At 67.2% G+C, this 25694-nt stretch carries 28 protein-coding genes and 1 tRNA gene; 18 read left to right on the top strand and 11 right to left on the bottom strand.

Features of this window, described 5'->3' with window-relative positions; all coding sequences use genetic code 11:
• Positions 1–156: 156 nt before the first annotated feature.
• The 3 genes from BMZ69_RS11185 (at position 157) to BMZ69_RS11175 (ending at position 1560) form a co-directional block, all read left to right on the top strand.
• Positions 157–387: a hypothetical protein gene (locus tag BMZ69_RS11185; RefSeq protein ID WP_092156694.1), complete on the top strand. Its 231-nt coding sequence runs from the start codon at positions 157–159 to the stop codon at positions 385–387.
• 458 nt (positions 388–845) lie between these two features.
• Positions 846–1196 (top strand): hypothetical protein, encoded by a 351-nt coding sequence (locus BMZ69_RS11180; protein ID WP_092156693.1) that lies wholly within the window; start codon positions 846–848, stop codon positions 1194–1196.
• 1 nt (position 1197) lies between these two features.
• A complete protein-coding gene (locus BMZ69_RS11175) occupies positions 1198–1560 on the top strand; it encodes a hypothetical protein (RefSeq protein ID WP_092156692.1) in 363 nt (120 codons plus the stop codon).
• Positions 1561–1588: 28 nt separating this feature from the next.
• Here the strand turns inward: BMZ69_RS11175 and BMZ69_RS11170 are convergent.
• A tRNA-Ser gene (locus BMZ69_RS11170) sits at positions 1589–1678 on the bottom strand.
• Between the two features lie 342 nt (positions 1679–2020).
• Between BMZ69_RS11170 and BMZ69_RS11165 the strand changes: the two genes are divergently transcribed.
• The 3 genes from BMZ69_RS11165 to BMZ69_RS11155 all read left to right on the top strand — a co-directional run bounded on the left by BMZ69_RS11165 (position 2021) and on the right by BMZ69_RS11155 (position 3885).
• A complete protein-coding gene (locus BMZ69_RS11165) occupies positions 2021–2707 on the top strand; it encodes a 50S ribosomal protein L21 (RefSeq protein WP_092156691.1) in 687 nt (228 codons plus the stop codon).
• Positions 2708–2806: 99 nt separating this feature from the next.
• Positions 2807–3073, top strand: coding sequence for a 50S ribosomal protein L27 (gene rpmA, locus BMZ69_RS11160; protein ID WP_091842353.1), 267 nt, complete (start codon positions 2807–2809; stop codon positions 3071–3073).
• Between the two features lie 155 nt (positions 3074–3228).
• The gene (locus BMZ69_RS11155; RefSeq protein ID WP_092156690.1) at positions 3229–3885 is read left to right on the top strand and encodes a GNAT family N-acetyltransferase; all 657 of its coding nucleotides are present in this window, start codon (positions 3229–3231) and stop codon (positions 3883–3885) included.
• A gap of 39 nt (positions 3886–3924) precedes the next feature.
• Here the strand turns inward: BMZ69_RS11155 and BMZ69_RS11150 are convergent, their stop codons facing one another.
• Entirely contained in the window at positions 3925–5076 is a 1152-nt protein-coding gene (locus BMZ69_RS11150; RefSeq protein WP_092156715.1) for an extracellular catalytic domain type 1 short-chain-length polyhydroxyalkanoate depolymerase, read from the bottom strand.
• Positions 5077–5248: 172 nt separating this feature from the next.
• Between BMZ69_RS11150 and obgE the strand changes: the two genes are divergently transcribed.
• Positions 5249–6292: a GTPase ObgE gene (gene obgE / locus BMZ69_RS11145; protein ID WP_092156689.1), complete on the top strand. Its 1044-nt coding sequence runs from the start codon at positions 5249–5251 to the stop codon at positions 6290–6292.
• A gap of 80 nt (positions 6293–6372) precedes the next feature.
• Positions 6373–6945 (top strand): invasion associated locus B family protein, encoded by a 573-nt coding sequence (locus BMZ69_RS11140; protein WP_092156688.1) that lies wholly within the window; start codon positions 6373–6375, stop codon positions 6943–6945.
• Between the two features lie 6 nt (positions 6946–6951).
• Here BMZ69_RS11140 and BMZ69_RS11135 read toward each other — a convergent pair whose 3' ends face one another.
• The 3 genes from BMZ69_RS11135 to BMZ69_RS11125 all read right to left on the bottom strand — a co-directional run bounded on the left by BMZ69_RS11135 (position 6952) and on the right by BMZ69_RS11125 (position 10951).
• Positions 6952–8484 carry an MFS transporter gene (locus BMZ69_RS11135; RefSeq protein WP_244543316.1) on the bottom strand — a complete coding sequence of 511 codons (1533 nt, stop codon included), beginning with the start codon at positions 8482–8484 and terminating at the stop codon, positions 6952–6954.
• A 120-nt stretch (positions 8485–8604) separates the two neighbouring features.
• Positions 8605–9168, bottom strand: a complete 564-nt coding sequence (locus BMZ69_RS11130) for a GNAT family N-acetyltransferase (RefSeq protein WP_092156687.1) — start codon at positions 9166–9168, stop codon at positions 8605–8607.
• The gene (locus tag BMZ69_RS11125) at positions 9131–10951 is read right to left on the bottom strand and encodes an ABC transporter ATP-binding protein (protein WP_092156686.1); all 1821 of its coding nucleotides are present in this window, start codon (positions 10949–10951) and stop codon (positions 9131–9133) included. The genes BMZ69_RS11130 and BMZ69_RS11125 overlap by 38 nt, the downstream gene beginning before the upstream one ends.
• Before the next feature lie 107 nt (positions 10952–11058).
• On the opposite strand from BMZ69_RS11125, the gene BMZ69_RS11120 reads away from it, so the two are divergent.
• Together BMZ69_RS11120 and BMZ69_RS11115 are read left to right on the top strand one after the other, a co-directional pair.
• Positions 11059–12195, top strand: coding sequence for a DSD1 family PLP-dependent enzyme (locus tag BMZ69_RS11120; protein WP_092156713.1), 1137 nt, complete (start codon positions 11059–11061; stop codon positions 12193–12195).
• Between the two features lie 2 nt (positions 12196–12197).
• Positions 12198–12992, top strand: a complete 795-nt coding sequence (locus tag BMZ69_RS11115) for a hypothetical protein (RefSeq protein WP_092156685.1) — start codon at positions 12198–12200, stop codon at positions 12990–12992.
• Here the strand turns inward: BMZ69_RS11115 and BMZ69_RS11110 are convergent.
• Together BMZ69_RS11110 and BMZ69_RS11105 are read right to left on the bottom strand one after the other, a co-directional pair.
• Positions 12981–13448: a GNAT family N-acetyltransferase gene (locus BMZ69_RS11110; RefSeq protein ID WP_211200695.1), complete on the bottom strand. Its 468-nt coding sequence runs from the start codon at positions 13446–13448 to the stop codon at positions 12981–12983. The two genes, BMZ69_RS11115 and BMZ69_RS11110, sit on opposite strands and share 12 nt — an antisense overlap.
• A gap of 32 nt (positions 13449–13480) precedes the next feature.
• Positions 13481–14638, bottom strand: a complete 1158-nt coding sequence (locus tag BMZ69_RS11105) for a M20 aminoacylase family protein (RefSeq protein ID WP_175506759.1) — start codon at positions 14636–14638, stop codon at positions 13481–13483.
• A 226-nt stretch (positions 14639–14864) separates the two neighbouring features.
• On the opposite strand from BMZ69_RS11105, the gene BMZ69_RS11100 reads away from it, so the two are divergent.
• From BMZ69_RS11100 to BMZ69_RS11065, 8 genes are all read left to right on the top strand, one after another.
• Positions 14865–15731 carry a molybdate ABC transporter substrate-binding protein gene (locus tag BMZ69_RS11100; RefSeq protein WP_210188015.1) on the top strand — a complete coding sequence of 289 codons (867 nt, stop codon included), beginning with the start codon at positions 14865–14867 and terminating at the stop codon, positions 15729–15731.
• Between the two features lie 19 nt (positions 15732–15750).
• Positions 15751–16257: a tRNA (N6-threonylcarbamoyladenosine(37)-N6)-methyltransferase TrmO gene (gene tsaA / locus BMZ69_RS11095; RefSeq protein ID WP_092156683.1), complete on the top strand. Its 507-nt coding sequence runs from the start codon at positions 15751–15753 to the stop codon at positions 16255–16257.
• Positions 16258–16476: 219 nt separating this feature from the next.
• A complete protein-coding gene (locus BMZ69_RS11090) occupies positions 16477–18015 on the top strand; it encodes a serine hydrolase (protein WP_175506758.1) in 1539 nt (512 codons plus the stop codon).
• 17 nt (positions 18016–18032) lie between these two features.
• Positions 18033–18362 (top strand): hypothetical protein, encoded by a 330-nt coding sequence (locus BMZ69_RS11085; RefSeq protein ID WP_092156681.1) that lies wholly within the window; start codon positions 18033–18035, stop codon positions 18360–18362.
• A gap of 126 nt (positions 18363–18488) precedes the next feature.
• Positions 18489–19517 (top strand): amino acid ABC transporter substrate-binding protein, encoded by a 1029-nt coding sequence (locus BMZ69_RS11080; protein WP_092156680.1) that lies wholly within the window; start codon positions 18489–18491, stop codon positions 19515–19517.
• Between the two features lie 123 nt (positions 19518–19640).
• Positions 19641–20804 (top strand): amino acid ABC transporter permease, encoded by a 1164-nt coding sequence (locus BMZ69_RS11075; RefSeq protein WP_210188013.1) that lies wholly within the window; start codon positions 19641–19643, stop codon positions 20802–20804.
• The gene (locus BMZ69_RS11070; protein WP_092156679.1) at positions 20801–21847 is read left to right on the top strand and encodes an amino acid ABC transporter permease; all 1047 of its coding nucleotides are present in this window, start codon (positions 20801–20803) and stop codon (positions 21845–21847) included. Before BMZ69_RS11075 ends, BMZ69_RS11070 begins: the two co-directional genes overlap by 4 nt.
• A gap of 58 nt (positions 21848–21905) precedes the next feature.
• A complete protein-coding gene (locus BMZ69_RS11065) occupies positions 21906–23207 on the top strand; it encodes a hypothetical protein (protein ID WP_092156678.1) in 1302 nt (433 codons plus the stop codon).
• Here BMZ69_RS11065 and BMZ69_RS11060 read toward each other — a convergent pair.
• The 4 genes from BMZ69_RS11060 to BMZ69_RS11045 all read right to left on the bottom strand — a co-directional run bounded on the left by BMZ69_RS11060 (position 23155) and on the right by BMZ69_RS11045 (position 25688).
• Positions 23155–23718 carry a hypothetical protein gene (locus BMZ69_RS11060; protein WP_092156677.1) on the bottom strand — a complete coding sequence of 188 codons (564 nt, stop codon included), beginning with the start codon at positions 23716–23718 and terminating at the stop codon, positions 23155–23157. The genes BMZ69_RS11065 and BMZ69_RS11060 overlap by 53 nt on opposite strands.
• The gene (locus BMZ69_RS11055; protein WP_092156676.1) at positions 23711–24277 is read right to left on the bottom strand and encodes a hypothetical protein; all 567 of its coding nucleotides are present in this window, start codon (positions 24275–24277) and stop codon (positions 23711–23713) included. The genes BMZ69_RS11060 and BMZ69_RS11055 overlap by 8 nt, the downstream gene beginning before the upstream one ends.
• Positions 24274–24870, bottom strand: a complete 597-nt coding sequence (locus BMZ69_RS11050; protein WP_092156675.1) for a hypothetical protein — start codon at positions 24868–24870, stop codon at positions 24274–24276. The genes BMZ69_RS11055 and BMZ69_RS11050 overlap by 4 nt, the downstream gene beginning before the upstream one ends.
• 71 nt (positions 24871–24941) lie before the next feature.
• Positions 24942–25688, bottom strand: coding sequence for an acetoacetate decarboxylase (locus BMZ69_RS11045; RefSeq protein WP_092156674.1), 747 nt, complete (start codon positions 25686–25688; stop codon positions 24942–24944).
• Positions 25689–25694: the final 6 nt, after the last annotated feature.

The following is a 25694-nucleotide window of genomic DNA, read 5'->3' as shown; positions in this document are numbered from 1 at the left end:
TCCTTGAATTCCGGTGCAAATCTCTGCGAACTCATGACCAACCTCCTATGCTCAAAGGATAGGTCGGCGATGTCTAACGGACCGGGGGCAGTCCACTCTGCGCAGTTCCGCCGCGTTCATGATGCGTAGCAGAAAATTTGGGAGCGGTTTTACTTTGTGCCAACCGGAAGCGCCGAACGCGATCAGTTAAATATTGAGATCGACCAGCATTACGATGCTTGGGCCGCCGCTTCTGATAGCTGCTATTCGATCGCGCCGCAGACGCTTACCGGCGCCGCCGCCATGCTCGATGTCATCATGATCCGCGATGGCGACAACATCGACGATGCTGTCCTGAAGCCGTTGCTCATCCTTCGGGACAGCCTGTGCGCCATGGTGCAGGCATGAGCCTTGCTCGCATCATAGCCGGCGCGGCAAGGGCAAGCCCGCGCGCTCCTTCGTCGTGAAGCCCATCAGCCTTCCGACCTTCAGCTTCTACGGCCACCTGCCGGTGGTCTACGTCGATGGTCAGCTTGGTCATCGGCAAGCGCGTCATTCCGCTGGAGCGCCGCGCATGAACCGCCAGCAGCTATTGCGCGAGGCGCCGCTGATCGGCGCTGCCATCTACGATCATGAAGTCGAAGCCGAGGCCAAACGGGTCCTCGCGTCATGGCCTGTCTCGATCGCTGCGGCGCGACTTTCGAGGCCGTGCCTGGGTGGCCCAACTGGTACGCCGCCCGTTGGCGAGACGAAGCCAGCTTCGGCGTACACCCCCACCGTTGGGCCTGCTGTGCCGATCTCGAGATGGATCGCGAATGGCCCTTTGCGGTCGCCTTCAAGGCGCGCGTCGAAGCGGGAGCGCGGTCATGAGCCTCGCAGCTGAGAACATTTTCCCGCTGTTCGCTCAGCCCCATGAAGCTGAAGAGCTGACCGCCGCCGAAGCTCGCGACGTGCTCCTGATCTTGGGCGAGGTCGCAGCCCAACTCAGGCGCTGCACCTACAGCGCGCCCGGCATCCGTCGCCGACTCGATGCGATAGCAGGCTCTATCATCGCCTTCATGGATCAGTTCGACGGCGATTGCGAGGATGAAGGCGCCCAATGCGAGGACGAGGGCGGCCAGTGTGACGACGAGGGCGAGCCCGATGACAACGGCATCGCCGACTTCGATGGGGAGGCCGAGCAATGGGGCTACCAGCACCGACAAGGCGGGGGGTGACATGAAGGTGCACGACATCACCGACGCCATCGGCGGCGCTGACAAGCCGACACTGCGGCGGGCGTTCCGCTCGCTCGTCAGCCTTCCCCGCGAAGAAGAGATAGAAGCTTCTTCGCCCGGACTGCTGATCGTCGCTCTAGACCGGGTCTGCGTTGCGCTCGCCGACGACAGCGCCTTTATGCCACCCGTGACCTGCGAATCTCTCGGACTGGAGGCTGGCGAAAGCTACGGGCAGGGTGCAGCGGCAACGAAGGCGCAGTGGAGCCGGGTTTCGCGAGCGATTGTGGATGCGGCTGACCGCCAAACAAATTCGCCCGGTGGGGTAATTGGTGTGGTGACGACTCATCGCCCCATAACTTCCTGAGCGATTTCAATATCATAGAGCTAGAGAGTGGCGGACAGGGAGGGATTTGAACCCCCGATACCCTTGCAGGTATGCCGCATTTCGAGTGCGGTGCATTCAACCACTCTGCCACCTGTCCGCGGTCGCTCTGGTCGAGGCGGGGTGCTTACTACACATTGCATCCGCCCGGCACAAGCCTTTCCGACGCGATGCGTCCACAACACCGTCATCGCCCTGAAATCCTTCGCCGCCATGCTGCTTTTCCTTGACGGCTCGCCCCTGCGCGACTAGGAAGCCGCGTCCGGCGTGGGGAAACCCGCGCCTGATCTCTTTTGGCCGCCGCCGACCGCGCCGCTTCGATACGGCAAGAGCAGCGAGCTTCAAGAGCAAACCCGACCACGCAACCGACTGCCAAAAAGCCGTCCCGCGTGCGCCCTTTTGGGCACATGACCGGGCGGGGCTCAACATGGAGAACACTAAGATGTTCGCAGTCATCAAGACCGGCGGCAAGCAGTTCCGCGTCGCCGCCAACGACCGCATCACCGTCGCCAAGATCGAGGGCAACCCGGGCGACACCGTCGCTTTCGGCTCCGTCCTGATGCTGACCGATGGCGAGAAGTCGACGATCGGCGCTCCCTTCCTCGGCGACATCACCGTTGCCGGCGAGATCGTCGAGCAGGCCCGGGGCGAGAAGGTCATCGCCTTCAAGAAGCGCCGTCGCCAGAATTCCAAGCGCAAGCGCGGCTTCCGCGCCGAGCTGACCGTGGTGCGCATCACCGACATCCTCACCGGCGGCAAGAAGCCGGAGATGAAGAAGGGCGAAGCCGCTCCCGTCGCGCTCAAGGCCGGCAGCGAAGCCGTCAAGGGCAAGGCTGCGCCGAAGGCCGCCAAGGCTGAGAAGGCCGAGGGCCTCGACGCTTCCAACCTCTCGCTGATCTCGGGCGTCGGCCCGACCATCGAGAAGAAGCTGCGCGCCGCCGGCATCACCTCCTGGAACGACATCGCCGCCTGGACCGAGGCCGACGTCGCCAAGTGGGACGAAGAGCTCAAGCTGCGTGGCCGCGCCACCCGCGAGGAGTGGGTCGAGCAGGCCAAGGAGCTGCTTGCCGGCAAGCCGCCGCGGGCCAAGGCCGACCAGGCCGAGCTCGCTTCCGGCGAGGACTACTGACCGGCGCTGACAGGCACCGCGCAGCTTCACGCCCGGTCGGGGTGGCTTTTGCCGCCGATTCGGGTTACATGGACTGAAGAGTTTTTGAGGTAGGGCGTTATGGCTCACAAAAAGGCAGGCGGTTCGTCGCGCAACGGGCGCGACTCCGAAAGCAAGCGTCTCGGCGTGAAGCGTTTCGGCGACCAGGCGGTCGTGGCCGGCAACATCATCATTCGTCAACGCGGCACCAAATGGCACGCCGGCGTGAACGTCGGCATGGGCAAAGACCATACGCTCTTTGCCACGTCGAACGGTCGCGTCCGATTCACGACGAAGCTCGGCCGAGCTTTCGTGAACGTAGTCCCGGCCCAAGAGGCCGCAGAATAAACGGCGGATAGGGAATGTTCTCGATCCGCCGGTTCCATCGAACCGGACGGATCAAGGGAATAAGAACCCCAAACGGGTTTCCCGAAGGTCAAGCGAGGGGGAGATGGGACCAAAGCCCAGCTCCCCCTTTCGTTTGCGCCGACGGAGAGACCAAGATGTTCCCCGAATTGACGAGAGACGACGTCTTCCGGCTCGAGACCAGGCGGCTGTGGCTGCGCTGGCCGCGGATCGCCGACGCCACCGCCATCCTGCGCCTCGCCGGCGAGAAGGCCGTGGCCGAGATGACCGCGGCGATCCCGCATCCCTATCCGACTCAGGCGGTCGATCCCTTCGTCTTCGCCACCCGCAAGGGCAATGCGCTCGGCGAGCATCTCGTGCTGGCGATCACCCCGCGCGAGAAGCCGAACGAGCTGATCGGCATGATCGGCGCGCACAAGCAGGCGAGCGGGCGGCCCTTCATCGGCTACTGGCTCGGCACGCCGCATTGGAACAAGGGCTATGCCACCGAGGCGGTGCAGGCGCTGATCGACACGATGTTCTCGCTGGTCGAGATCGATGCGATCGAGGCCGACACCCGCGTCATCAACCCGGCCTCGCGCCGGGTGCTGGAGAAGAGCGGCTTCCGGCAGGAAGGCTCCTTCCTCAAGTCGCTGCCGGCACGCGGCGGGCTCTTTCCCTGCGAGCAGTTCCGGCTCGATCGCTCGACCTGGTCGGCGCTGAAGAGCTGGAGCGCCTCCGGCTGGGCGCCGCTGCCGGCAGCCGAACAGCAGCAGCAGGCGGAGCGCTTCAGCGAAGAGCCCTGCATGGCTTGAAGCGTCCGGTCCCGCCCTCGGGCGGGACCGGCAATTTGGTCACCGCATCAGCCCGGCCGAACGCAGTGCATCCTCGATGATCTTGCGCACGCCGGCGGCTGCAGGTGGCGCAGCCCACTTGTTGGTCTCGCGCGGCCGTTCAAGCTCCTGCCGCGCCGGACCGGCGGCCATGGCAGGCTCTTGTACCGGGAGCGGAACAGCCGGCGTTTTCACCTCTGGCCTCGCCTTCCCGGCCTCATCGGCCGCCAGCCCCCAGAAACCCGCGATCCGCTGCGTCGAGGAAATGCCGGCAGCCAGCATATACGGCCCCGGTCGGCCGATAACGTCGCCGGCGATCGGCGTGCCGTGGCCCATTCCGGCGATGCTGTACTCCTCGACCAGGTCGCGGCCACCCGCGTCACGCCAGACCCGGCGCCGCTGGCCGTCCACCACTTCGCTTGCCGATGGCTCGGAGCGCAAGCTGTGAACGCCGCGCCATTGCGTGATCAATGCTGCGGCATTGGCGGGACTGACGGTGCGGTCGGCGCTGCCCTGCCAGATCGAGATCGTCGGCCAAGCGCCTTCATGCCGGGATGCGGAGCGCACCAGATCCTGCAGCCTTTTCTCCCCAGGCAGCCCATGGGCCCGCATGCGGTCGAACGCCTCGGGGATCGTCGCAGCCACCCCATAGGGCAGTCCGGCGATGATCGCGCCGCCGGCGAAGAGCTCCGGATAGGTCGCAAGCATGACGGCAGCCATGGCTCCACCGGCCGACAAGCCGGTGATGAACACGCGGCGCCGGTCGAGGCCGTGGCGCGTGATCATCGTTTCGATCATCCGGCTGATCGACAGCGCCTCGCCCCTGCCGCGCTGCGTATCGCCCGGCTCGAACCAGTTGAAGCAGAGATTGGCATTGTTGGCGCGCTGCTGCTCGGGAAACAGCAGCGCGAAGCCGTCGCGATCGGCCAGCGTCGACCAGCCGGAGCCCAGGTCGTAGCCGGACGCGGTCTGGGTGCAGCCATGCAGCACCACGACGAGAGGCGCGCCGGCAGGAAGCTCGGGCGGAAGATGGGTCCGTGCGAGCAGCGCCCCGGGATTGCTGCCGAACTCCGGCAAGGTGCCGAGGCGGCCCGGCGCATCGACGCCCGCCCCGGCCCCCAGCTGCGTACGGTAGGCCGAGAGTCGGGCGATCGTGTCGGAGAGCTTTCGCATCGTCATGGCCCTTGTGTCGTCAGCTGCCGGAGTGGCGCTGGCGGGTGACAACGTCCGAGATGGGCATTCGTTGCTGCACTGCAACATAATTCTGCATGAAGCGCGCTTCGGACCGTCCTGAGACGCGCACGACGCATTGCTCTCCCGCGCTCATGCGACTACCTACTCCTCCATGAAATTCCTCGACCAAGCCAAGATCTATGTGAAGGCCGGCGACGGCGGCGCCGGCTGCGTCTCGTTCCGGCGCGAGAAGTTCATCGAGTTCGGCGGGCCCAATGGTGGCGATGGCGGACGCGGCGGCGACGTCGTGGTCGAATGCGTGCAGGGCCTGAACACGCTGATCGACTTCCGCTTCCAGCAGCACTTCAAGGCCAGGATCGGCGAGCACGGCATGGGCAAGGACCGGCACGGCGCCAATGGCCCGCCGATCGTGCTCAAGGTCCCGCCGGGTACCGAGATCCTCGACGAGGACGGCGAGACGCTGATCGCCGACCTGACCGAGCCCGGCCAGCGCTTCGTGCTGTGCAAGGGCGGCAATGGCGGCTTCGGCAACGCCTATTTCAAGACCTCGACCAATCAGGCGCCGCGCCATGCCAATCCCGGCCTGCCGGGTGAGGAGCGCTGGGTCTGGCTGCGGCTCAAGCTGATCGCCGATGCCGGCCTGGTCGGCCTGCCCAATGCCGGCAAGTCGACCTTCCTCGCCACGGTGACGGCGGCGAAGCCGAAAATCGCCGACTATCCCTTCACCACGCTCCACCCCGGCCTCGGCGTCGTCCGCGTCGATGCGCGCGAGATGGTGCTCGCCGACATTCCCGGCCTGATCGAGGGCGCGCATGAGGGCCATGGCCTCGGCGACCGCTTCCTCGGCCATATCGAACGCTGCCGCGTGCTGCTGCATCTGGTCGAAGGCACCAGCGAGCATGCCGGCAAGGCCTACAAGACCGTGCGCAAGGAGCTCGCCGCCTATGGCGCCGAGCTCGACGAGAAGCCCGAGATCGTCGCGCTCTCCAAGGTCGACGCGCTGACGCCGGAGGTGCGCAAGGAACAGCTCGCCCGCCTGAAGCGCGCCTGTGGCCGCACGCCGATCGCTCTGTCGGCCGCATCGGGCGAAGGTGTCGAGGCGGCACTGCGCGCCGTCTTCGCCGTGGTCGAGGAAGCGCGCGCGCAGGAGGCCAAGGACGAGGCCCCTGCCGAGGAGACCGGCTGGCATCCTTGACAGCCGTTCACAGTCCCGGCTTGCGTCCTGCGCGATCTTCGCCTTGAACTCGACGCTGTCGCAGTCTTCCGGATGCCTCCATGCTCAGACCCTTGACGATCATCGCCCTGTCGGTGCTCGCCGGCCCTGCAGTTGCGCAGGCCCAACGCCCCGCCCCTGCCCAGCGGCCGGCCCCGGCGCAAACCGCGCCTGCGCCCGGCGCCATCTCCCAGCCCGACAACACCACCGCGACCTATGGCGACTGGGTGATGCGCTGCCAGCAGAGCGTCGCAGCCCGGATCTGCGAGATCGTCCAGACCCTGGAGCAGCAGGGCCAGCGCGGCCCGATCGCCCTCGTCGCGATCGGCCGGCCGGTCAAAGACGAGCCGATCAAGCTGGTTATCCAGGTGCCGCCGAACCTGTCGCTCGGCGACAAGGTGAGCGTTCGCGTCACCGTCGCGGACAAGGACGAAGCGGTCGCAATCTTCCAGCGCTGCCTGCCCGGCGGCTGCTTCGCTGAAGCCAGCCTGAGCGATGATGCGCTGAAGCGCTGGCGTGGCTTCGGCGAAGCCGGCCAGATGCGCTATCTCGACGCCGCCAAGCGCGAGGTCGCACTGCCGCTCTCCTTCCGCGGCTTCCCGGCCGCGGCCGAAGCGCTGCTGCGCGAGCCCTGAAAGGCGTCAATGCGCCCCTGAGGGCCTTGCGTCGCGCAAGGTCGTCAACGCCACCGCGAGGCAGAAGACCATGCCGGCGATCGCGATCAGCGCGACCGCATGGAAACCGGTCATGAAGGCCTCGCGCGCCGCCCGAAGCAGATGCGCCGACTGGTCCGGCGCCAGCCGCTCGGCCGTCGCCAGCGCTCCGCCGAGCGTCGAACGTGCCGGCGCCAGCACCGCGCCGTCCACGCCCGCGACCGACAGATCCGACATGCCCCGGCGATAGAGCGCCGTGCCGAGGCTACCGAAAACGGCGATGCCGAGCGCGCCGCCGAGTTCGATGCTGGTCTCGGACATGGCCGAGGCTGCACCGGCCCGCTCCTGCGGCGCCGAACCGACCACGATACCGGTCGTCAGCGCGACCACCGGCGTGAAGCCGATCGAGAACACGATCGAGGAGGCAACAATCTGGACAAGATTCGGCGCGAAGGCGAGCCAGGCGAAGCCGAGACCCGAGAGCACCATGCCGCCGGCCATCAGCGTCGCCGGCTTGAAGCGCAGGGTCAGCGGCGTCACCGCGAACGAGGCGAGCGTGAAGGCGATTGCCGAGGGCAGTGACCAGAGGCCCGCCTCAAGCGGCGTCAGCCCGGCGACGAGCTGGAGATACTGCGCCATGAAGATGAAGCTGCCGAACATCACCATGATGCCGGCGAGGTTGATCGCCAGCGCGGCCCGGAACGCCGGAATCCCGAACAGCGTCAGATCGACCATCGGATCGGCGAGTTGCTTCTGCCGGCGCGCGAAGACGACGCCGAGCACGAGGCCGACGACGATGAAGCTAAGCACATAGGCCGAGAGCCCGAACTCGGCCCAGTGCTTCACCCCGTAGATGACCGGCAGGATCGTCGCCAACGAGAGCAAGGCGCTGGCGAGGTCGAGCCTGCCCGCCTGGGGCGCCTTGTACTCCGGCAGCAGAATCGGGCCGATCACCAGCAGGATCAGCATCGGCGGCACCGCGATCAGGAAGACCGAACCCCACCAGAAATACTCGATCAGCGCGCCGCCGATCAGCGGGCCGATCACGGCGCCGGCCGAGAAGCTGGCGATCCACATCGAGATCGCGAAGGTGCGCTCGGTCTCGTCCTCGAACATCACCGCGATCAGCGAGAGCGTCGAGGGCGCCAGCGTCGCCCCGGCGATGCCGAGCAGCGCCCGCATCACGATCAGCATCTCGGTGCTGGTCGAGAAGGCGGCGACCGCCGAGGCGACGCCGAATGCGGCCGCTCCGATCAGCAGGAGCTTGCGCCGGCCGATGCGGTCGCCGAGCGTGCCCATGGTCATCAGGAAGCCGGCGACCATGAAGCCGTAGATGTCGATGATCCAGAGCAGCTCGCCTGCGGAAGGCTTGAGCTCACGCGTCAGCGTCGGAACCGCCAGGTTCAGCACCGTCAGGTCCATGGAATAGATCATGCAGGGGAAGGCGATAGCGATCAGGCCCAGCCATTCGCGGCGTGTGGCCTTGCGCGCCGGCACGGCGACAGTAGTCGAGGTCGTCACGGAAAATCTCTTTCAAATATTCAGGACAGCACACTGTCAGCGGAATGTGGCAAGTCCTGTCAGCAGTTGCCCGCGCGCGCCGCATGCCCGCCATGCTTGCATCAGAGCCGGCTCACGACCTCATTGCCAGACCGACCGCGGACGCCGAAGCAGCAAAGTCTCCTGCCCCAGGAAGCTCACGGCGCGCTCGTTGCTGAATCCAAAGCGGAGGGCAAGTCGAAGCGACGGCTCGTTCTCCGGCGCGATCAGGCAAACCGAGCTTTCATGAATGCCTTGCGCATCGAGCCAGTCCAGTGCCGCGGCGAGGGCCTCGCTCGCAAACCCCTGGCCATGCGCCCAGCTCGCGAGCACCCAGCCGGCCTCCGGAACGCCACGGATCGACGGCTCGATCGCCCGGTGGAAATCGGCGAAGCCGAGATCGCCGACGAAGCGCCCGCTGGCCTTCTCGGTCAGCGCCCAATAGCCGTAGCCCAGCAGCGGCCAGAGCCCGCGATAGCGCAGGAGACGCATCCAGGCCTCCTGCGCGCTCGAGGGCTGGCCGATATGATGCACCACCGTCGCATCGGCCCACATCTCGCGCAGCGGCTCGAAATGCTCGAGGCCGTGCAGGTCAAGAATAAGGCGCTCGGTCTCCAGGCGAATCGCTCTAGTCCTCCGCGAATTGCAGCCGGTAGAGCCGCGCATAGGCGCCGTCGCGGGCGACCAGTCCGTCATGGTCACCGGTCTCGATCACCTTGCCTTCCTCGAGCACGACGATCTGGTCGGCCTCGCGCACGGTCGAGAGCCGGTGCGCGATGACGAGCGTGGTCCGGCCCTTCATCAGCTTCGCCAGCGCCTGCTGCACCAGCCGCTCCGACTGGGTGTCGAGCGCACTCGTCGCCTCGTCGAGCAGCAGGATCGGCGCGTCCTTCAGGATGGCGCGGGCTATGGCGAGACGCTGGCGCTCGCCGCCGGAAAGCCGCGAGCCGCGCTCGCCGACCCTGGTGTCATAGCCGTCCGGCATCGCCATGATGAAGTCGTGCGCCGCCGCCGCCCTGGCCGCCGCGACGATGTCGTTCTCGCTCGCACCGGGACGGCCGAAGCCGATATTGGCGCGCACCGTGTCGTCGAACAGCACCACATCCTGGCTGACCACGCCGATCTGGCCGCGCAGGCTGCGCAAGGTCACGTCGCGGATATCCTGTCCATCGATCTCGACCCGCCCCTCGGTGGGATCGTAGAGCCGGGGCACCAGCGCCAGCATCGTCGATTTGCCCGAGCCGGAGCGACCGACCAGGGCCGTGGTCTTGCCGGCCTCGGCGACGAGATCGATGCCTTCGAGGCCGCGCTGGTCGTCACGATAGCGGAAGCGCAGGTCGCGAAAGGCGACCTCGCCGCCATTCACCGCTAGCGGCCTGGCATCCGGGCGTTCGATGATGAGCGGCTTCTCGTCGATCAGCGCATAATAGCGCTTCAGCGAGGCGCCGGCCTCCTGGACGATGGCATTGAGGTTGCCGAGCGAGCGCATCGGCTGCGCCGCCAGCAGCAGCGCCGAGACATAGCCGGTGAAGTCGCCGACCGTGGAGCTGCCCGAGGTGATGCGCACGCCGATCGCGGCGAGCACGCCGGCGACCGCAAGCCCACCGGCGACCTCGAGCAGCGGATCGAGCCGGCCGCGAGCATTGGCCGCCTTCATCTTCAGGGTCCGAATCGTCTCGAAGGCGGCGCGGGCACGGCCCTTCAGATAGGGCTCGAGCGAATCGGTCTTGGCGACGCGCGCGCCCTGCAGGCTCTCGGTGACCAGGCCCGCCATGAGGCCGGTCTGCTCTTGCTGCGACGTCGCCATCCGGCGCAGCTTCTTGCCGATCCGGCCGATCGGCCGGGCGACGACCGGCGCGATCAGCAGCACGACGGCCGTCATCTTCCAGTCGATCCAGAGCATGGCGCCGACCAGCGCGATCGTCGTCATCACGTCGCGGACCGCGATGTTGACCAGCCGGGTCAGCGCCTCCTTGACGAAGGTGAAGTCGGTGGTGAAGCGCTGGGTGAGCGAGGCGGGATTTTCCCGTTGGAGCTGCGCGAGATCGGCGTCGATCAGATGATCGTAGAGCGCGCTCTGCATGTCGGCCTCGATCCGGCTGACGACGCTGTTGGTCATCACCGTCTGCGACAGCAGCGAGAAACCCTTGATCGCGGTGACGATCACCACGACCACGGCGACGGCGTTGACGACGCCGATCTCGATGCCGAGTGATTTCGACACCAAGCGCTCGGCGCGGCGGACGAAGCCGGTGGCCTCGGCCGTCAGCGGATCGGCGAAGGCGTCGAACGCCGCCTTGATCAGAAGCGGATAGAGGCTCGTCGTCGCAGCGATGACCACGACGAGGGCAAGGATGCCGATGAGCTGCGGCAGGTATTGCCGCCCACGCTCGCGCCAGATTCTGACGAAGAGCGCAAAGGTATCGTCGGTGACGTGGCCGATCTTCATGGGGCGCGGCCTAACATGGCCGCCATGCGAGCGCCACTGCCGGTCTTGCTCCGGACACGAAGCTGACGTCCGATAGCCTCGGAATGATTCATCAGATTCGAGAGCTCATGCCCCTTTCTCCGCCGGCCCGGCCCGGACAGTCCTTCGCCGAGATCGACACTCCCGCTCTGATCATCGATCTCGACGCCTTCGAGCGGAATCTCGTCACCATGGCGGCCTTCGCCGAGGCGAGCGGCATGCGCCTGCGTCCGCATGCCAAGACGCATAAGAGCCCGGAGATCGCGCTGCGTCAGATCGCCCATGGCGCAGTCGGGCAATGCTGCCAGAAGGTCGGCGAGGCGGAGGTTCTGGTCGCCGGCGGCGTCACCGACGTGCTCGTCACCAACGAGATCGCCGGCGCGGCCAAGCTCGACCGGCTCGCCAAGCTCGCCCGTGACGCCCGCATCGGGCTGTGCGTCGACCATATCGACGGCGTGCGCGAGGCCGCCGAAGCGGCAGCCCGCCACGATGTCGTCCTCGACGTGCTGGTCGAGCTCGACATCGGCGGGCGCCGCTGCGGCGTCGCGCCCGGCGAGGCGGCGGTCCGGCTGGCCGAGGCGGTGGCGCGCAGCAACACGCTGCGCTTTCGCGGCGTGCAGGCCTATCACGGCTCGGCCCAGCACATGCGCTCGATCGACGAGCGCAGCGAGGCGATCGAACGCGCCGGTCTGCTCGCCCGCAATGCGATCGAGCGTCTGGCCCAGGCCGGGCTCGCCTGCGAGACCGTCGGCGGGGCCGGCACCGGCACCTTCGAGCTGGAGAGCCGTTCCGGCGTCTGGAACGAGCTGCAATGCGGCTCCTACATCTTCATGGATGCCGACTACGCCAGGAACCGCATGGCAGACGGCTCGCCCTTCCACACCTTTCAGCACGCGCTGTTTGTGCTCGCCGGGGTGATGAGCAAGCCGGTGCCGGACCGCGCCATCGTCGATGCCGGCCACAAGGCGGCGGCGGTCGATTCCGGCATGCCGGTGCCTTGGCGCCGCGACGGCGTGATCTACACCAAACCCTCCGACGAGCACGGCATCCTGACCGGCGACCCCGTCGCCGTGCCGCATCGCGGCGACCGTGTTCTGCTCGTGCCCGGCCATTGCGACCCGACCGTCAACCTGCATGACTGGTATGTCTGCGTGCGCGGCCTCGGCGGCGCCGACGCGCATGTCGAGGCTGTCTGGCCGGTCGCGGCGCGCGGCGCGCTCAGCTAGCCGTGCTGGCGGAGCTGACGCTGCGAGCCCTGACGCCGGCTGCGCCACTGGCGCGCCGGTTCGGCCTGCTGCGAGAAGGCATCGCCCTCTGGTCGCGCGGCCTCCGCCAGCGCAAGGCCTGGGAGCCGCATCAGGCGCGCTGCCGCGCCATCATCGCCGACATCGCAGCCGCCCTGCCCCGACGTCGCAAGGTCGTGGTGCTCGGCTCCGGCCCCGCTCGCGACATCCCGCTGGAGGCCCTCTGCGCGAGCTTCGACGAGGTCGTGCTCGTCGACATCGTCCATCTGCCGCTGCTGCGCCTTAAGCTCTGGCGGCGACCGAAGGTCATCCTCGTCAGCCGCGATCTCACCGGCGCGATGGCCTGGCTGGCCGGCGAGGCGGAAAGCCGGCAGGACCCGCTCGCCGACCTCGCCAACGACGGCAGCGTCGATCTTGTGATCTCCGCCAACCTGCTTTCGCAGCTCGCCTGGCCGGTGGCCGAATGGCTGGAGGACAACCCAGCCCGAGCCGCCGCTTTGCCCGACGATCTCCCGGGCCGCTGCATCGCCTGGCATCTTGACGACCTCGCCCGCTTCGAGGGCCATGTCTGCCTGATCAGCGATGTCGAGATGGTTGAGCGCGACCGCGGCGGAGCGATCCATGACCGGCTCGACCTGATGTACGGGGTCGCCCTGCCGAAGGAGGACGAAAGCTGGCTCTGGCCCGTCGCGCCCTTCGGCGAGGCCGAACGCGACCGGGAATATGTGCACAAGGTCTGTGTTTGGCGACGATACCAGGGCCGCTCGTCAGCCCTCTGACACCGTGTAGACCTTGTGGACCACACCATTCTCGATTCGGTGGGTCCGGAAGCCTCGCGCCTCGTAATAGGCAAGGCCCAGAGGATTGTCGTCGCGGATCGCAGCGTCGATCCGGCCGATGCCCGCTTCCGAAGCAGCCTGCCGCGTGACCGCGAACAGCGCCGTGCCGACGCCCTTCCGGCCGGCGCGCGGCGAGACATGCGTTCCGATGCTCCCCCAGCCATCCGGCGTCCCATAGGGATCGCCAGGCCGCGCCCGGCGCAGGGACTGGAAACCGACGACCGTTCCGGCCTCGTCGAGCGCGACCGTGCAGGCGACGCGATCGGGATGGGCGATATAGGTCGAAAGAACGAAATCGGGATCGCTGGGGCGCTCTCGCCCATATGCGGCGATGATGGCGCGCAGCACCGCGCTCATCGCTTCCGCGTCGCTGGGGACCGCAGGTCGTGTGCGCATTTTGCCAAGCTCTTCTCCAGCAGGGTTGGTCATCACGCGACAGCCAGCCGGCGCCTGACGATCTCGGCGTGGAAACGCGCGCCGTGGATCAACCCTGCGTCGTCGAAATCATAGCGCGGGTTGTGCAGTGGTGCGCTGTCGCCATTGCCGACGAAGGAGAAGCAGCCCGGGACATGATCGAGGAAGCGGGCGAAGTCCTCCGAGCCGGTGAAGGGTTCGGAGACGGCCGAGACATTCTCAGTCCCGAGCACCGCCCGCGCCGCCTCCAGCGCCGCTTCGGTCTGAGCCGGCTGGTTGAGCAGCGGCACGAATTCCCGCGTATAGCTCACCGACTGCTCGACATTGTAGGCGCGGGCGATGCCTTCGCTGATGACGCGCATCTGCGCTTCGATATCGGCGCTGACCTCCGGGCGGAAGCTGCGGGCGTCGCCGAGAATGCGCGCCTGGCCCGGCAAGGCGTTGCGGGTGCCGTCGGTGATCAGCTCGGTTACCGAGACCACGGCGATCTCAGCCGGGCTCAGGCGCCGCGAGACGATGGTCTGCAGGCTGGTGACCAAGGCGCAGGCAGCGACCAGCGTCTCGTTGCCGGCATGCGGGCGGGCGGCGTGACCACCGACGCCGGTGAGGACGATCTCGAAATTGTCCTCCGCCGACATGATCGGCCCGCAACGCGTCTGGAACTTGCCGACCGTCAGCCCCGGCGCATTGTGCAGCCCGTAGATCTCCTCGAACGGGAAGCGCTCCATCAGCCCGTCGGCGAGCATGGCGAGTGCGCCACGCCCCCATTCCTCGGCCGGCTGGAAGACGAAGCGCACCGTGCCGTCGAAACCGCCCTCCTCCGCCAGCAGCTTCGCCGCGCCGAGCAGCATGGCGGTGTGCCCGTCATGGCCGCAGGCATGCATCACGCCGGGATTGCCCGAACGGTATGGCAGCTCGCTTTGCTCGGATATGCGCAGCGCGTCCATGTCGGCCCGCAATGCGATCGCCCGGTTGCCGCTGCCGCGCGTCAGCGTGCCGACGACGCCGGTGCCCCCGATGCCCTCGGCGACATCGTCCAGCCCGAATTCGCGCAGCTTGCCGGCGACGAAGGCGCTGGTGCGCCTCTCTTCGAAGCCGAATTCCGGATGGGTGTGCAGGTCGCGCCGCCAGCCCGTCATCTCTTGCGCGAGCTTGTCGAGATCGATCGTCACGGGAGGGTCCTTGCCTGCTCAGCCGCCTTGGCAGCCGGTTGAAAGAATAAACCTCCGCCAGCGCAAGAGGCGCTGCAATCGACGGCCCAATTTGCAAGCTTGTTTCGTAGGAATGAATGACGCCGTCCGGCGTGTCCTGTCGGAGGGCGACAAGCGCCCGTTCAACCGGTACGGTCCGGATCGAGCAACCTCGCTGGACGCCGCATGCGGCGCCCTGGCGACGAGATTGACCGCCCGCAGCCTGTCTTCGCTGATGCCGGGCAAACCGGGGCATGACATGATCCGCAGGCTCGCTCTTGTCATCCTGGTCAGCCTGTGGCCTGCATTCACATCCGCACAGCAGGTCCAGAAGCCGGTCCTGCTCCATGCCGCCGGCAGTCTCAAGAACGCCCTGACCGAAGTCGCGCAGGCTTTCGAGACCTCGGCCGGCATCCCGGTCAAGACCAGCTTCCGCCCCTCCGGCCTGCTTCGCGAGGCTCTCGCCAAGGGCGAGCCGGCAGAGGTCTTCGCCTCGGCGAACATGGAGCACCCGCCCATGCTGGCGAAGGACGGCAAGGCCGGCCCGGTCGCGCTCTTCGTCCGCAACGAGACCTGCGCCTTCGCGCGTCCGGGGCTGAACGTGACCAGCAACACGCTGCTCGCCCACATGCTCGATTCCAAGGTCAAGCTCGGCACCTCGACGCCACGTGCCGATCCTTCCGGCGACTATGCCTGGCACATCTTCGCCAAGGCCGAGGCGCTCAAGACCGGCGCCAGGGCGGCGCTGGAGGCCAAGGCGCTGCAGCTCGTCGGCGGCCCGAACAGCGCCCCGCCCCCGCCCGGCCGCAACGCCGCCGGCCACCTGCTGGCGACCGGCGCCGCCGACCTGTTCCTCGGCTACTGCACCAATGCCGATCCGATCGCCCGCGAGCAGCCTGGCATCCGCATGGTCCGATTGCCGGCGAACCTGCTGGTCGGCGCCGATTACGGGCTGACGGTGCTGAACGGTGCCTCGCCGAACGCCTATCGGCTCGCCATGTTCATCCTCTCGCCCGACGGGCAGCGCATCCTGGCGAGGCACGGCTTCGTCGCCCCAGGCCTGCCGCGCGAGTGATGGCAGGGCGGATCGAATGATGGATTGGCAAGCGACCCGGCCAGGCGAGACCGAAGCGCCTTTGCCCGACCGGGCCGACGCCCGCCTCGTCTTCATCGGCCGCATCCGCACCCCCTTCGCGACGCGTGACGATTGTCCGCGCCAGGGCCGGCAGGACGGGCCCCTTTGCCGGGTCGAGATCGACGCGTATTGGCATGCCGCGCTCAAAGGCATCGAAGCCTTCGCCGAGCTCGATCTGCTCTATTGGATGCACGAGGCCAGGCGTGACCTGCTGACGCAGACGCCGCGCGGCGGCGGCACGCTCGGTACTTTCGCGCTACGCTCGCCGGTGCGGCCGAACCCGATCGCGTTGTCCCGGGTGAAGCTGGAGAGCGTCGAGGGGGCGACCTTGCTCGTGCGCGGGCTCGATTGTCTCGACGGCACGCCGCTGCTCGACATCAAGCCGCATCGCTGCAGCCAGTCGCAGGTTCCCTCCCCTCCCTCTTGCGGGGAAGGATCGGGGATTGGGAGGCGAACGATCGGGTGAGCGATCCCCGAGCGGAACCCCTTCCACCCAGAGGGCGGCGGAAAGCTCGCCTTTCTGCCCGGCAAAACGATCTCTCGGAACGAGCGCCGATCCCGTCACAATCTCCTGATCCCGTTTACCTAAGGTCAGAACATGGCATGTGATCTTGGCGCCGCCGGCCGGCTTGCCCGCTTTCGGCAGCATGATCGGTCGGCCTTTGCGATGCCTAGGGGGCAGTGGATGAAGAGCATCATCAGAGCCGCGCTCCTGGTCGGCCTCGCCGCCATCTCCGGCATCTCGGACACAAGCGCGCAGCAGCCCAGCCAGGCTTCGATCGAAGCGCTGCTGCCGGACTTCGAGAAGCAGGTCACTGAGGGCATGAAGGCCTTCTCGGTGCCGGGCCTCGCCATCGGCATCGTCCATGACGACAAGCTGATCTACGCCAAGGGCTTCGGCGTCCGTGAGCTCGGCAAGCCGGACCAGGTCACGCCGGAGACGATCTTCCAGGTCGGCTCGACCACCAAGGCTTTCCTCGCCACGACGCTCGCGCAGGCGGTCGATGCCGGCCGGCTCGGCTGGAACGATCCCGTCATCGACCATGTCCCGGAATTCCAGCTCGCCGATCCCTGGGTCACCCGCGATTTCCGCGTGCTCGACCTCGCCGCCCAGCGCTCCGGCCTGACGGCATACGTCAACGACGCGCTGACCATGCTCGGCTACGACAAGCAGACATTGATCCGCTCGCTGCGCGTCGCGCCGCAGCTCGGTATGTTCCGCTCGGATTTCCGCTACCTCAACATCCCGCACATTGTCGGCGGCGAGATCGTCGCCAAGGTCAATGGCGCGCCGTCCTGGACCGACTCACTGCAGCAGAGCCTGCTCACCCCGCTTGGCATGGGCGCGACCACAGCGACCGCCGAAGCGATCACAGCCGCCCCCAACCATGCACAGGGCCACCGCCTCGCCAACAAGCCCATTCCGGTGCCTTTCCACCCGTCCTTCCCCTATGCGATGGGCCCGGCCGGGGCGCTGAACTCCAACATCCCCGACATGGCGAAGTGGCTGCGCCTGCAGCTCGGCCGCGGCCAGTTCGAGGGCAAGGTCCTGGTCTCCGAGGACAATCTCGACGTCACCTGGACGCCGCGCGTCGCCATGAACGAGCGCACCTCCTATGCCGTCGGCTGGGTCGCGACCGCGACGCCGCGCGGCCGGATCATCTGGCACAATGGCGGCACCGCCGGCTTCGGCGCCCATGCCGGCTTCCTGCCCGACGGCAAGACCGGCATCGTCATCCTGACCAATCTCGAGAATGGCGGCATGCCGGATTCGCTGGCGATGTGGTTCTACGACCGCGTGCTCGGCAATCCCGTCGTCGACAATATCGCGCTCGGCGCAGCCGCGTTGAAAACACGCCGCGAGGCGGCGCGAGCTGAAGCGGCCGGCTTCGTGCCCGGCCCGCTCTCGCCGCTCGCCACCGGCTTCGCCGGCAGCTACGCCTCACCGATCCTGGGCGACGCCACCATAGTCCTCGCGGACGGCAAGCTCGGCCTGACGCTGGAGAAGACCGAGGCGCAGCTTCTGCTCGAGCCGAACAAGGACGATCCCTACCTGTTCCAGGCTCGCCTCGCGCCGACCGGCGCCTTCGTCGCGCCAGCCGAGATGTCCGGCGGAGAGCCGTTCGTCCGCCTGCGCTTCGAGACCGACGCCGCCGGCAAGATCACGCAGATGCGCTGGCTCAGTCCCGAGCTGCCGCATTCCTTCGCGCGCGCGGCGCAGTGACGGGAGGAAGCAGCATCATGACGATCCGTCCCGTTCTCCTGTCGCTCGCCATCGCCCTCACTGCCGCTTCCGACGCCTCCGCAGCGCCGGCCTTCATGCCCGTCCCGAAGGTGACGCCTACCCTGCTGATCGAGCCCGCGCGTTCGATGCTGCGCAAATTCTTCGACGCGCTCGGCGACGACGACGTCCATGACGATCATTACGACTGGAACGATTATCGCAACGCGACCTCGCGCAAGGACCGCATCCGCGACTGGCAGCGCATGCAGCTCGACGCCCAGAAGGACTACTGGCGCCAGCAGAAGGAGATACAGAAGCGGGCGATCAAGGCTCAGCGCGGCTGGTAGATTGCCGGCGCTGCGATTGCGTCAGGCACTGGCAGGAAACTGCGAACGCCCCCTTACCTTCCCCTGCCCGGTTGTTGCATAGTCGCCCAGACGTGGCGTCATGACGCTACAGGATGGGGAACGGACATGAAGACGATCACTTTCGCCGCGGCGCTGCTCGCCGCCGGCACACTCGCCGCTTCCGCGCAGCAGCTCGCGCCCAGCCCGACGCTCGACGCCATCAAGGCGCGCGGCCATCTCGAATGCGGCGTGCATCTCGGCCTGCCCGGTTTCTCCTTCGCCAACGACAAGGGCGAATGGACCGGGCTCGACGTCGATTATTGCCGCGCCCTCGCCGCCGCCGTGCTCGGCGACGCCACCAAGGTGAAGTACACGCCGACCTCGGTGCAGCAGCGCTGGCCGATCCTGCAATCGGGACAGGTCGACGTGCTTTCGCGCAACTCGACCATCACCTTCTCGCGCAACGCCACGCTCGGCCTGAACTTCCAGGGCATCAACTTCTACGAGGGCCAGACCTTCATCGTCCGCAAGAAGGCGAACGTGAAGTCGGCCGAGGAGCTCGACGGCGCCTCGGTCTGCGTCGCCGCCGGCTCGACCGAGGAGAAGAACGCCGCCGACTGGTTCCGCGAGCGCAACCTCAAGGTCACCATCACCAATTTTCAGAAGAACGACGACGCCATCACCGCCTATGACAGCGGCCGCTGCGACGCCTACACCGCCGGCGTCGGCGCCCTCGCCGGCCAGCGCGCCAAGCTAAAGGTTCCGGACGACCACGTCATCCTGACCAAGCCGATCTCGAACGACCCGCAGGGACCGGTCACCCGCTATGGCGACGAACGCTGGCAGCTGATCGTGCGCTGGGTGCTGAACGGCACCATCGCCGCCGAGAATCTCGGCATCACCTCCAAGAACGTCGACGAGATGAAGGCGAACTCGAAGAACACCGAAGTCCGCCGCCTGCTCGGCGCCGAGGGCGGCTTCGGCGCGATGATGGGCCTGCCCGACGACTGGATGTACAAGGCGATCAAGCAGGTCGGGAATTATGGCGAGAGCTATGAGCGCACCGTCGGCATGGGTTCCCCGCTGAAGCTCGAGCGCGGCCAGAACCAGCTCTGGACCAAGGGCGGCCTGCTCTTCACCCCGCCGTTCCAGTGAGATGCTCCCGTCATGGTCGGGCTTGACCCGACCATCTCGGAAACCAGCCTTCGTGTCAGGAGATTCTCGGGTCGCAGCGTTGTCTGCACCCGAGAATGACGCCCCAAGCCGGACGGCCGCCCCTTGAGCAAAGCCTTCGCCTTCATCAACGACAAGCGCGTCCGCGACGTCTTCTACCAGGCGGCGCTGCTGATCGGCCTCGTGGCGCTGCTGGTCTATTTCATCCGTAACGCCTCGCAGAACATGGTCCAGGCCGGCATCGCCTCCGGCTTCGACTTCCTCTGGCGCACCTCCGGCATCGAGGTGCCCTTCGTCCTGACCAACTACACCCAGTCGGACAACATCCTCAGCCTGTTCTGGGCCGGCGTCGCCAATACGATGCTGGTCACGGTGATCGCGCTGGTGCTGTCGACGGCGCTCGGCTTCCTGATCGGCATCGCCCGGCTCTCCTCGATCTGGCTCGTCCAGGCGATCGCCGGCGCCTATGTCGAGTTCGTCCGTAACATCCCGCTGCTGTTCTTCGTGCTGTTCTGGTATTTCGGCGTCATCGCCGCTTTGCCGGCGCCACGCGAGAGCCTCTCGGTCTTCGGCGTCGCCTTCCTCAACAATCGCGGCCTGACCATCCCGCTGCCCGATGCCGGCGCGAACTTCAAAGTCGCCTTCATCGCGATCGCGATCTCCTGCTTGCTGCACTGGCTCTTCCTGCGCTGGGCCAGGCGCCGCAAGGAAGCGACGGGCCAGGACGCACCGATCCTGCGCGTCGGCCTTGTCCTGCTGCTGCTCGTCCCCACCATCGCGCTCGCCTGGGCGACGCTGGCGACGCGCTGGGACATTCCCGTGCTGCGCGGCTTCAACTATCGCGGCGGCTTCGTCGTCATCCCTGAATTCGTCGCGCTGCTCGCGGCGCTCGTCACCTACACCGCCGGCTTCATCGCCGAGATCGTGCGCGGCGGCATCCAGTCGGTGCCGCATGGCCAGATCGAGGCGTCCAGTGCCCTCGGCTTGAAGCCTGGCCAGACGCTGCGCCTCGTCACAATCCCGCAGGCGCTGCGGGTGATGACGCCGCCGATGACCAACCAGTACCTCAACGTTCTCAAGAACTCGTCCTTCGGCGCGGCGATCGCCTATCCCGACGTGGTCAGCCTGTTCATGGGCTCGGCGCTCAACAACACCGGCCAGGCGATCGAGATCATCGCCATGACGCTCGCGGTCTATCTCGTCATCGGCCTCGCCGTCTCGGCCTTCATGAACTGGTACAATGCCCGCATCGCGCTGGTGACCCGATGAGCGCCGCTTCCGCCCTCCGGACCAGCTGGCGCGAGCGCCTGTTCGGCTCCCCGACCATCACCGTGGTGACGCTGCTGCTCGCGGCGCTGATCGCCTGGATCGCCGTGCCGATCATCCGCTGGGCCCTGATCGATGCGACCTGGAGCGGCCAGACCCGCAATGACTGCACCGGCACCGGTGCCTGCTGGGTCTTCATCAAGGCGCGCTTCGGCCAGTTCATGTACGGGTTCTATCCGATCGAGGAGCGCTGGCGGCCGAACCTCGCCGGCATCCTGTTCGCGCTCTCCGGCGCAGCGATCGTCTTCGCGCCGAAGCGGCTGAAGCTGAGCCTCGGCCTCGCCGCGCTCGTCATCCTGCCGCCGCTCGGAATCTGGCTGCTCTCCGGCGGCTTCGGCCTGCGCGCGATCGAGACGCGCGAATGGGGCGGGCTGATGCTGACCGTCTTCATCTCGATCTATGCCAGCCTGATCGCGATCCCGCTCGGCATCCTGCTCGCGCTCGGCCGCCAGTCCGAGCTCAAGGTGGTCAAGCTGATAGCGGTGCTGTTCATCGAGTTCTGGCGCGGCGTGCCGATCATCGCGGTGATCTTCCTGGCCTCGCTGCTGCTGCCGCTGATCATGCCGGCCGGCATTGGCGTCGACCGGCTGGCGCGCGCCGTGATCGGCCTCGGCTTCTGCATCGCCGCCTATATGGCCGAAGCCGTGCGCGGCGGCCTGCAGGCGCTGCCGAAGGGCCAGCGCGAGGCGGCGACCGCGCTTGGCCTGTCCTATTGGAAGGCGACCTGGTTCATCATCCTGCCGCAGGCTTTGCGCATCTCGCTGCCGGCGATCACCAACGAGTTCATCGCGCTGGTCAAGAACACCACGCTGGTGCTGGTGGTCTCGATCCTCGACCTGCTCGGCATCGCCCAGGCCTCCCTCGCCGATCCCAACTGGGTCGGCATGAACATGGAGGCTTATGTCTTCTCCGGCGCCCTCTACTGGCTGATCTGCTTTGCGCTCTCGCGCTGGAGCAAGAGCCTGGAGACAAAGCGCGGGCGATAGCGCTGCGATCGGTCCCGGAGGGTTCACCCTCCGGGCATGAGCCTGTACAACCCAGCCCATGCAAGAGATCGCCGGCCTCGCCCGCCTCTTCCTCCGGCTCTGGCGCCAGGCCTGGCCGTTCCTGCTGCTGCTCGCGGCGCTCGGCTCCATCGCCAATGAGCTCCTGCTGCCGCTGGCAGTGAAACTCGGCTATCTCAACAGCCTCGCCGGCTTCGCCATGCTCGCGCTATTGGTCCTCGCCAAGCTCGTCGTCACCGTGCTGATGTTCATGGCCCTGCGGCCCTATCTGCCTGCGGTCGCGGCCCTGCAGATCGCCGGCGCGAGCCCGCAAGCCGACGCGCCGCAGCCGGTCGGTGCTCGCGCCGTGATCGGCCTCGTCGCACTCGCCCTCGTGCCCTTCTTCGCCTACTACGCCGCCTGGGGCTTCCTCGGCGATACCGTCCGCGACTACTCGGTCAGGGCTCTCGCCGAGGCGGGCCTTGGCGAGAAGGTCAACGTTCTCGACGCGCCGCTCTCGCTCTGGCTCGTGCTCGCCATCGGCCTCGCCTGGCTGGTGCGCAAGCTCGCCAAGGCTGCCCAGACACGCCGGCCCTCGCCCTTCTGGCAATTCCTGATCATCGCCTGCGACGCCAACTGGATCTTCGTCGGCCTCTACGCCCTGTCGCGCTGGAAGGACACGGGCTGGACCTGGCTCAAGACGATCGGCCTGCCCTATCTCAGACTCATCCACGACTGGACGTTCTCACTGGTCGGCAGGGTGCAGGCAGCGATGCCGGAGGCGATCGACCTCGCCGCACCGCCTTTCAGTACAAGCCTGCAGAGCCTCTTCCTCTATGCGCTGCTGCCACTGGTCTGGTTGCTGATGGCCGCGACGATCTATGGCTATGACGCCAAAGACCCGTCTGCGCTGGCCCGCGACCGGCGCGCCGCGGCAGCCCTGGCGCGCTGGCAGGCAGCGCCGAAGGCCATTCGTGACTTCGCCGAGCATTTCATCGGCGGTTATCGCTCGCGCTATCTCCCGGTCGTCAACAGCGTCCGCCTCGCCTTCGGCGCCAGCCTTTCGGTGCTGATCGCGCTGGTCGTTGGCTATCGCCTGATCGGCTTCGCCGCCGCCTGGCTCTGGATCGGCCTGGCGCGCCTGATCGGACCGCTCGATCTCGACAGCTGGCAGGTGATCGCCAACGCCATCGCCTTCCTGCTCGGCGGACCCAGCGACATCCGCGGCGGCATCCTGGTCGAGAGCCTGCGCATCTGCCTGCTCGCCGCGGTGATGGAGGCCGCCGTCGCCGCGCAGAGCCGCGGCAACGCTAGCCCGGAACCTCGAAGCGCAGATAATGCGGCCGCCCAGTCGGCAGGCTGAGCACCGGCCTCACCTGCCCATTCATTCCGCCAGGCAGCACGAAGCCCTCGCTGATCCTGAGCATCGCACCCGCCTGTGGCTTGCTCGCCAGCGCCTGGGTACAGGTCGGGATGGTCTGGCCGCGCCGCTCTGGCAGGCGGTTGACTTCGCTGGGCGTCAGGAATTGCGGCGACCAGCGTCGCCCGTCCGACGCCTCCAGCACCAGCCGGCAGGGCAGCACGGCGAAGGCCTCGGGATCACGCACCACCGCTTCCATGTCGAGCAGCATGACGGCTCGCCCGTCCGAGCGTTCGCCGACACGGCGCAGGCCCACCAGCTTCCACTCGGCGCCGCCCAGGCTCGCAGCGGTCCCAGCCGGAACCTGTCGCGCGAAGAGCTCGCGCGAACGCCACCATTCCCAGGCGTTCTCATGGGATTGCAGAAAGAGGCCGAGCGCCAACGCTAGCGGCAGCATCCACAGGCTGATGCGCCGCATTCTGATGGCGCCGGGCGAGATGGCGGCTTCACTCATAGGCGAGCTCGCTGAGGTCGATGACCAGCGCGGGCGCGTCCGGCTTCACGGGCAAGGCGATCTCGACTTGCGTATCGAGCCGCGGCCAGCGCGAAGCCGCCACCAGCAGCGTCGCACCGTCCACCGCCTCGCGCGGCACTTCGAAGATGAAGACGCCACGCTGTGGCAGGCCAGGTTCGAGCCGGTCTGCCCCAAGCAGCCTCGGCGCGCCCTGAAAACGCGCGCTCGCGACGAAACGGGCGCCCTGAGCGCTGCGCCAGGTCGCGCTGCCGATGGTGATCGAAGCGGGCTGCGCCTCGAGCCGGGCGATCACGAGCGCGAAGACGCCGCCCGTATCGCGCTCGACCTCGCGGCCATAGGCCTTGAAGCGTAGCTTCCGCGCAAGCAGCACCTTGTCGGCCCGCACCGTGAAGCCACGGCCAGCCAGCGTCTCGCCGAATTCGCCCCTGAGCGGGATCGGCCCGGTGATCTCGGCATAGCCCGGCGTATAGCGCTGCATGCCGGCCAGCAGCATTGCAGCCAGCACGAGCGCGCCGAGCTTGGCGAAAGCGCCGCTCACGGCTTCGGCTCCGCGGGGACGACCGGCAGGGTCGCCACTGCGATCGGCTTGCGATTGAACCAGCCCGGCGCCGCGAACAGATTGTCGCGTGGCTTGAAAGTCTCGCCATTGACGACGAGCCGTAAGCGCTCGGGCGCCTTTGCTCCCGGCGCCAAGCGCCAGATCACCTGCACGCGCTCGGGCAGCCCCGGCTGCAAGGCGCTCAGCATCGCCTTGTCGCGCAACAGCCAGAAGGTCGGATTGGGCTGCAGGCCCTCGATCGGCGGCTCAACGGCGACGATGCGGGCGAAGGTGTTGTCGGTTTCCGAGCTGCGATTGGCGATGTCGAGATCGAGTGCCAGGAACTGCGCTCCGCCGGGCGCAGGCGACCCGTCCGGCCGCGAATGCGTGGTCAGCCGCGCCTCATGCAGCACGATACGCCAGCGGCCGGCATCGAGCGGCGTGCCGGCAGCGAGCGCCGGCAGCACCGGCTGCTCCAGAGCCTCGAGCAGGCTCTGGCCAGAGGTGATGGCGAGTGCCAGCAATCCGCCAATGCCGATGGTGAGCTTCGAACTGACGGCCTGGCGCAAGTTCGCCAGCCAGGAGACAATCATGCGCGCTAAAAATCCCTCGCGCCCCCGGCGCGGCAAGATAGTCGGCGCGGCCGCGAGTGCAACCCGTGGTATCAGCCTTTCATGTAGTCATGGATCTTGCGGCCGAAGGGCAGCGTCAGGTCGGCGATGAAGTGATGCGCGCCGAGCACCTTGCGCACCGGCAGATCGGCGACCGGCGCGTTGACATGCGGGATCAGGTGCAACCGGCCGGGGCCGATCCAGGAACCCTTCACCGTGATGTCGGTGAGGTTGAGCGCGACGAGCTGGCAGATCTCCGGCTCGCCGTCGACGCCGGGGATGATCTTCAGGTTGACCTGGGTCTTGGTCAGCATCGCCGTCGTCTTCACGCCGTTGCCGGCCAGGCTCTCATGCTTGTAGCCCATCGTGCCCATGGCGACCTGCTGGCCGGCATATTCGAGCGTGCCGGTCAGCGTGTCCTTGACGACTTCCAGCTTGGGATGGGCGTATTTCTTCGGGAAGCCCCAGATCTCGCGGCCGGCCGAGATCGGCGGCTCGATATCGAGATACATCTGCGAGACGAAGCTGACCTCCTCCTCGCCGAACAGGCAGGGGATGACGATGCCGGTCTCGGTATAGGTGCCGAAGCCGGAGGAATCCGGCATCTTGATCCATTCGTAATGCACGACCGGCTGCGCGATCGGCATCAGCGGCTCGGGCAGGTGGTGGCGGATCAGCTCGGGATCGGTCTCGTAGCTGATCACCATGTATTCGCGGTCGATGAAGCGGTAGGGCCCGGCCGGATAGCTCGGCCCGGCGAGCGGCATCGACGGCAAGTCGAGGATCTGCTGGCGGTTCATGGCGAT

This window comes from Allobosea sp. CRIB-10, from assembly GCF_900112185.1.
Taxonomy (GTDB): Bacteria; Pseudomonadota; Alphaproteobacteria; order Rhizobiales; family Beijerinckiaceae; genus Allobosea.
Note: the sequence above shows the minus strand (reverse complement) of the source record. Positions and strands in the feature narration are given on the sequence as shown.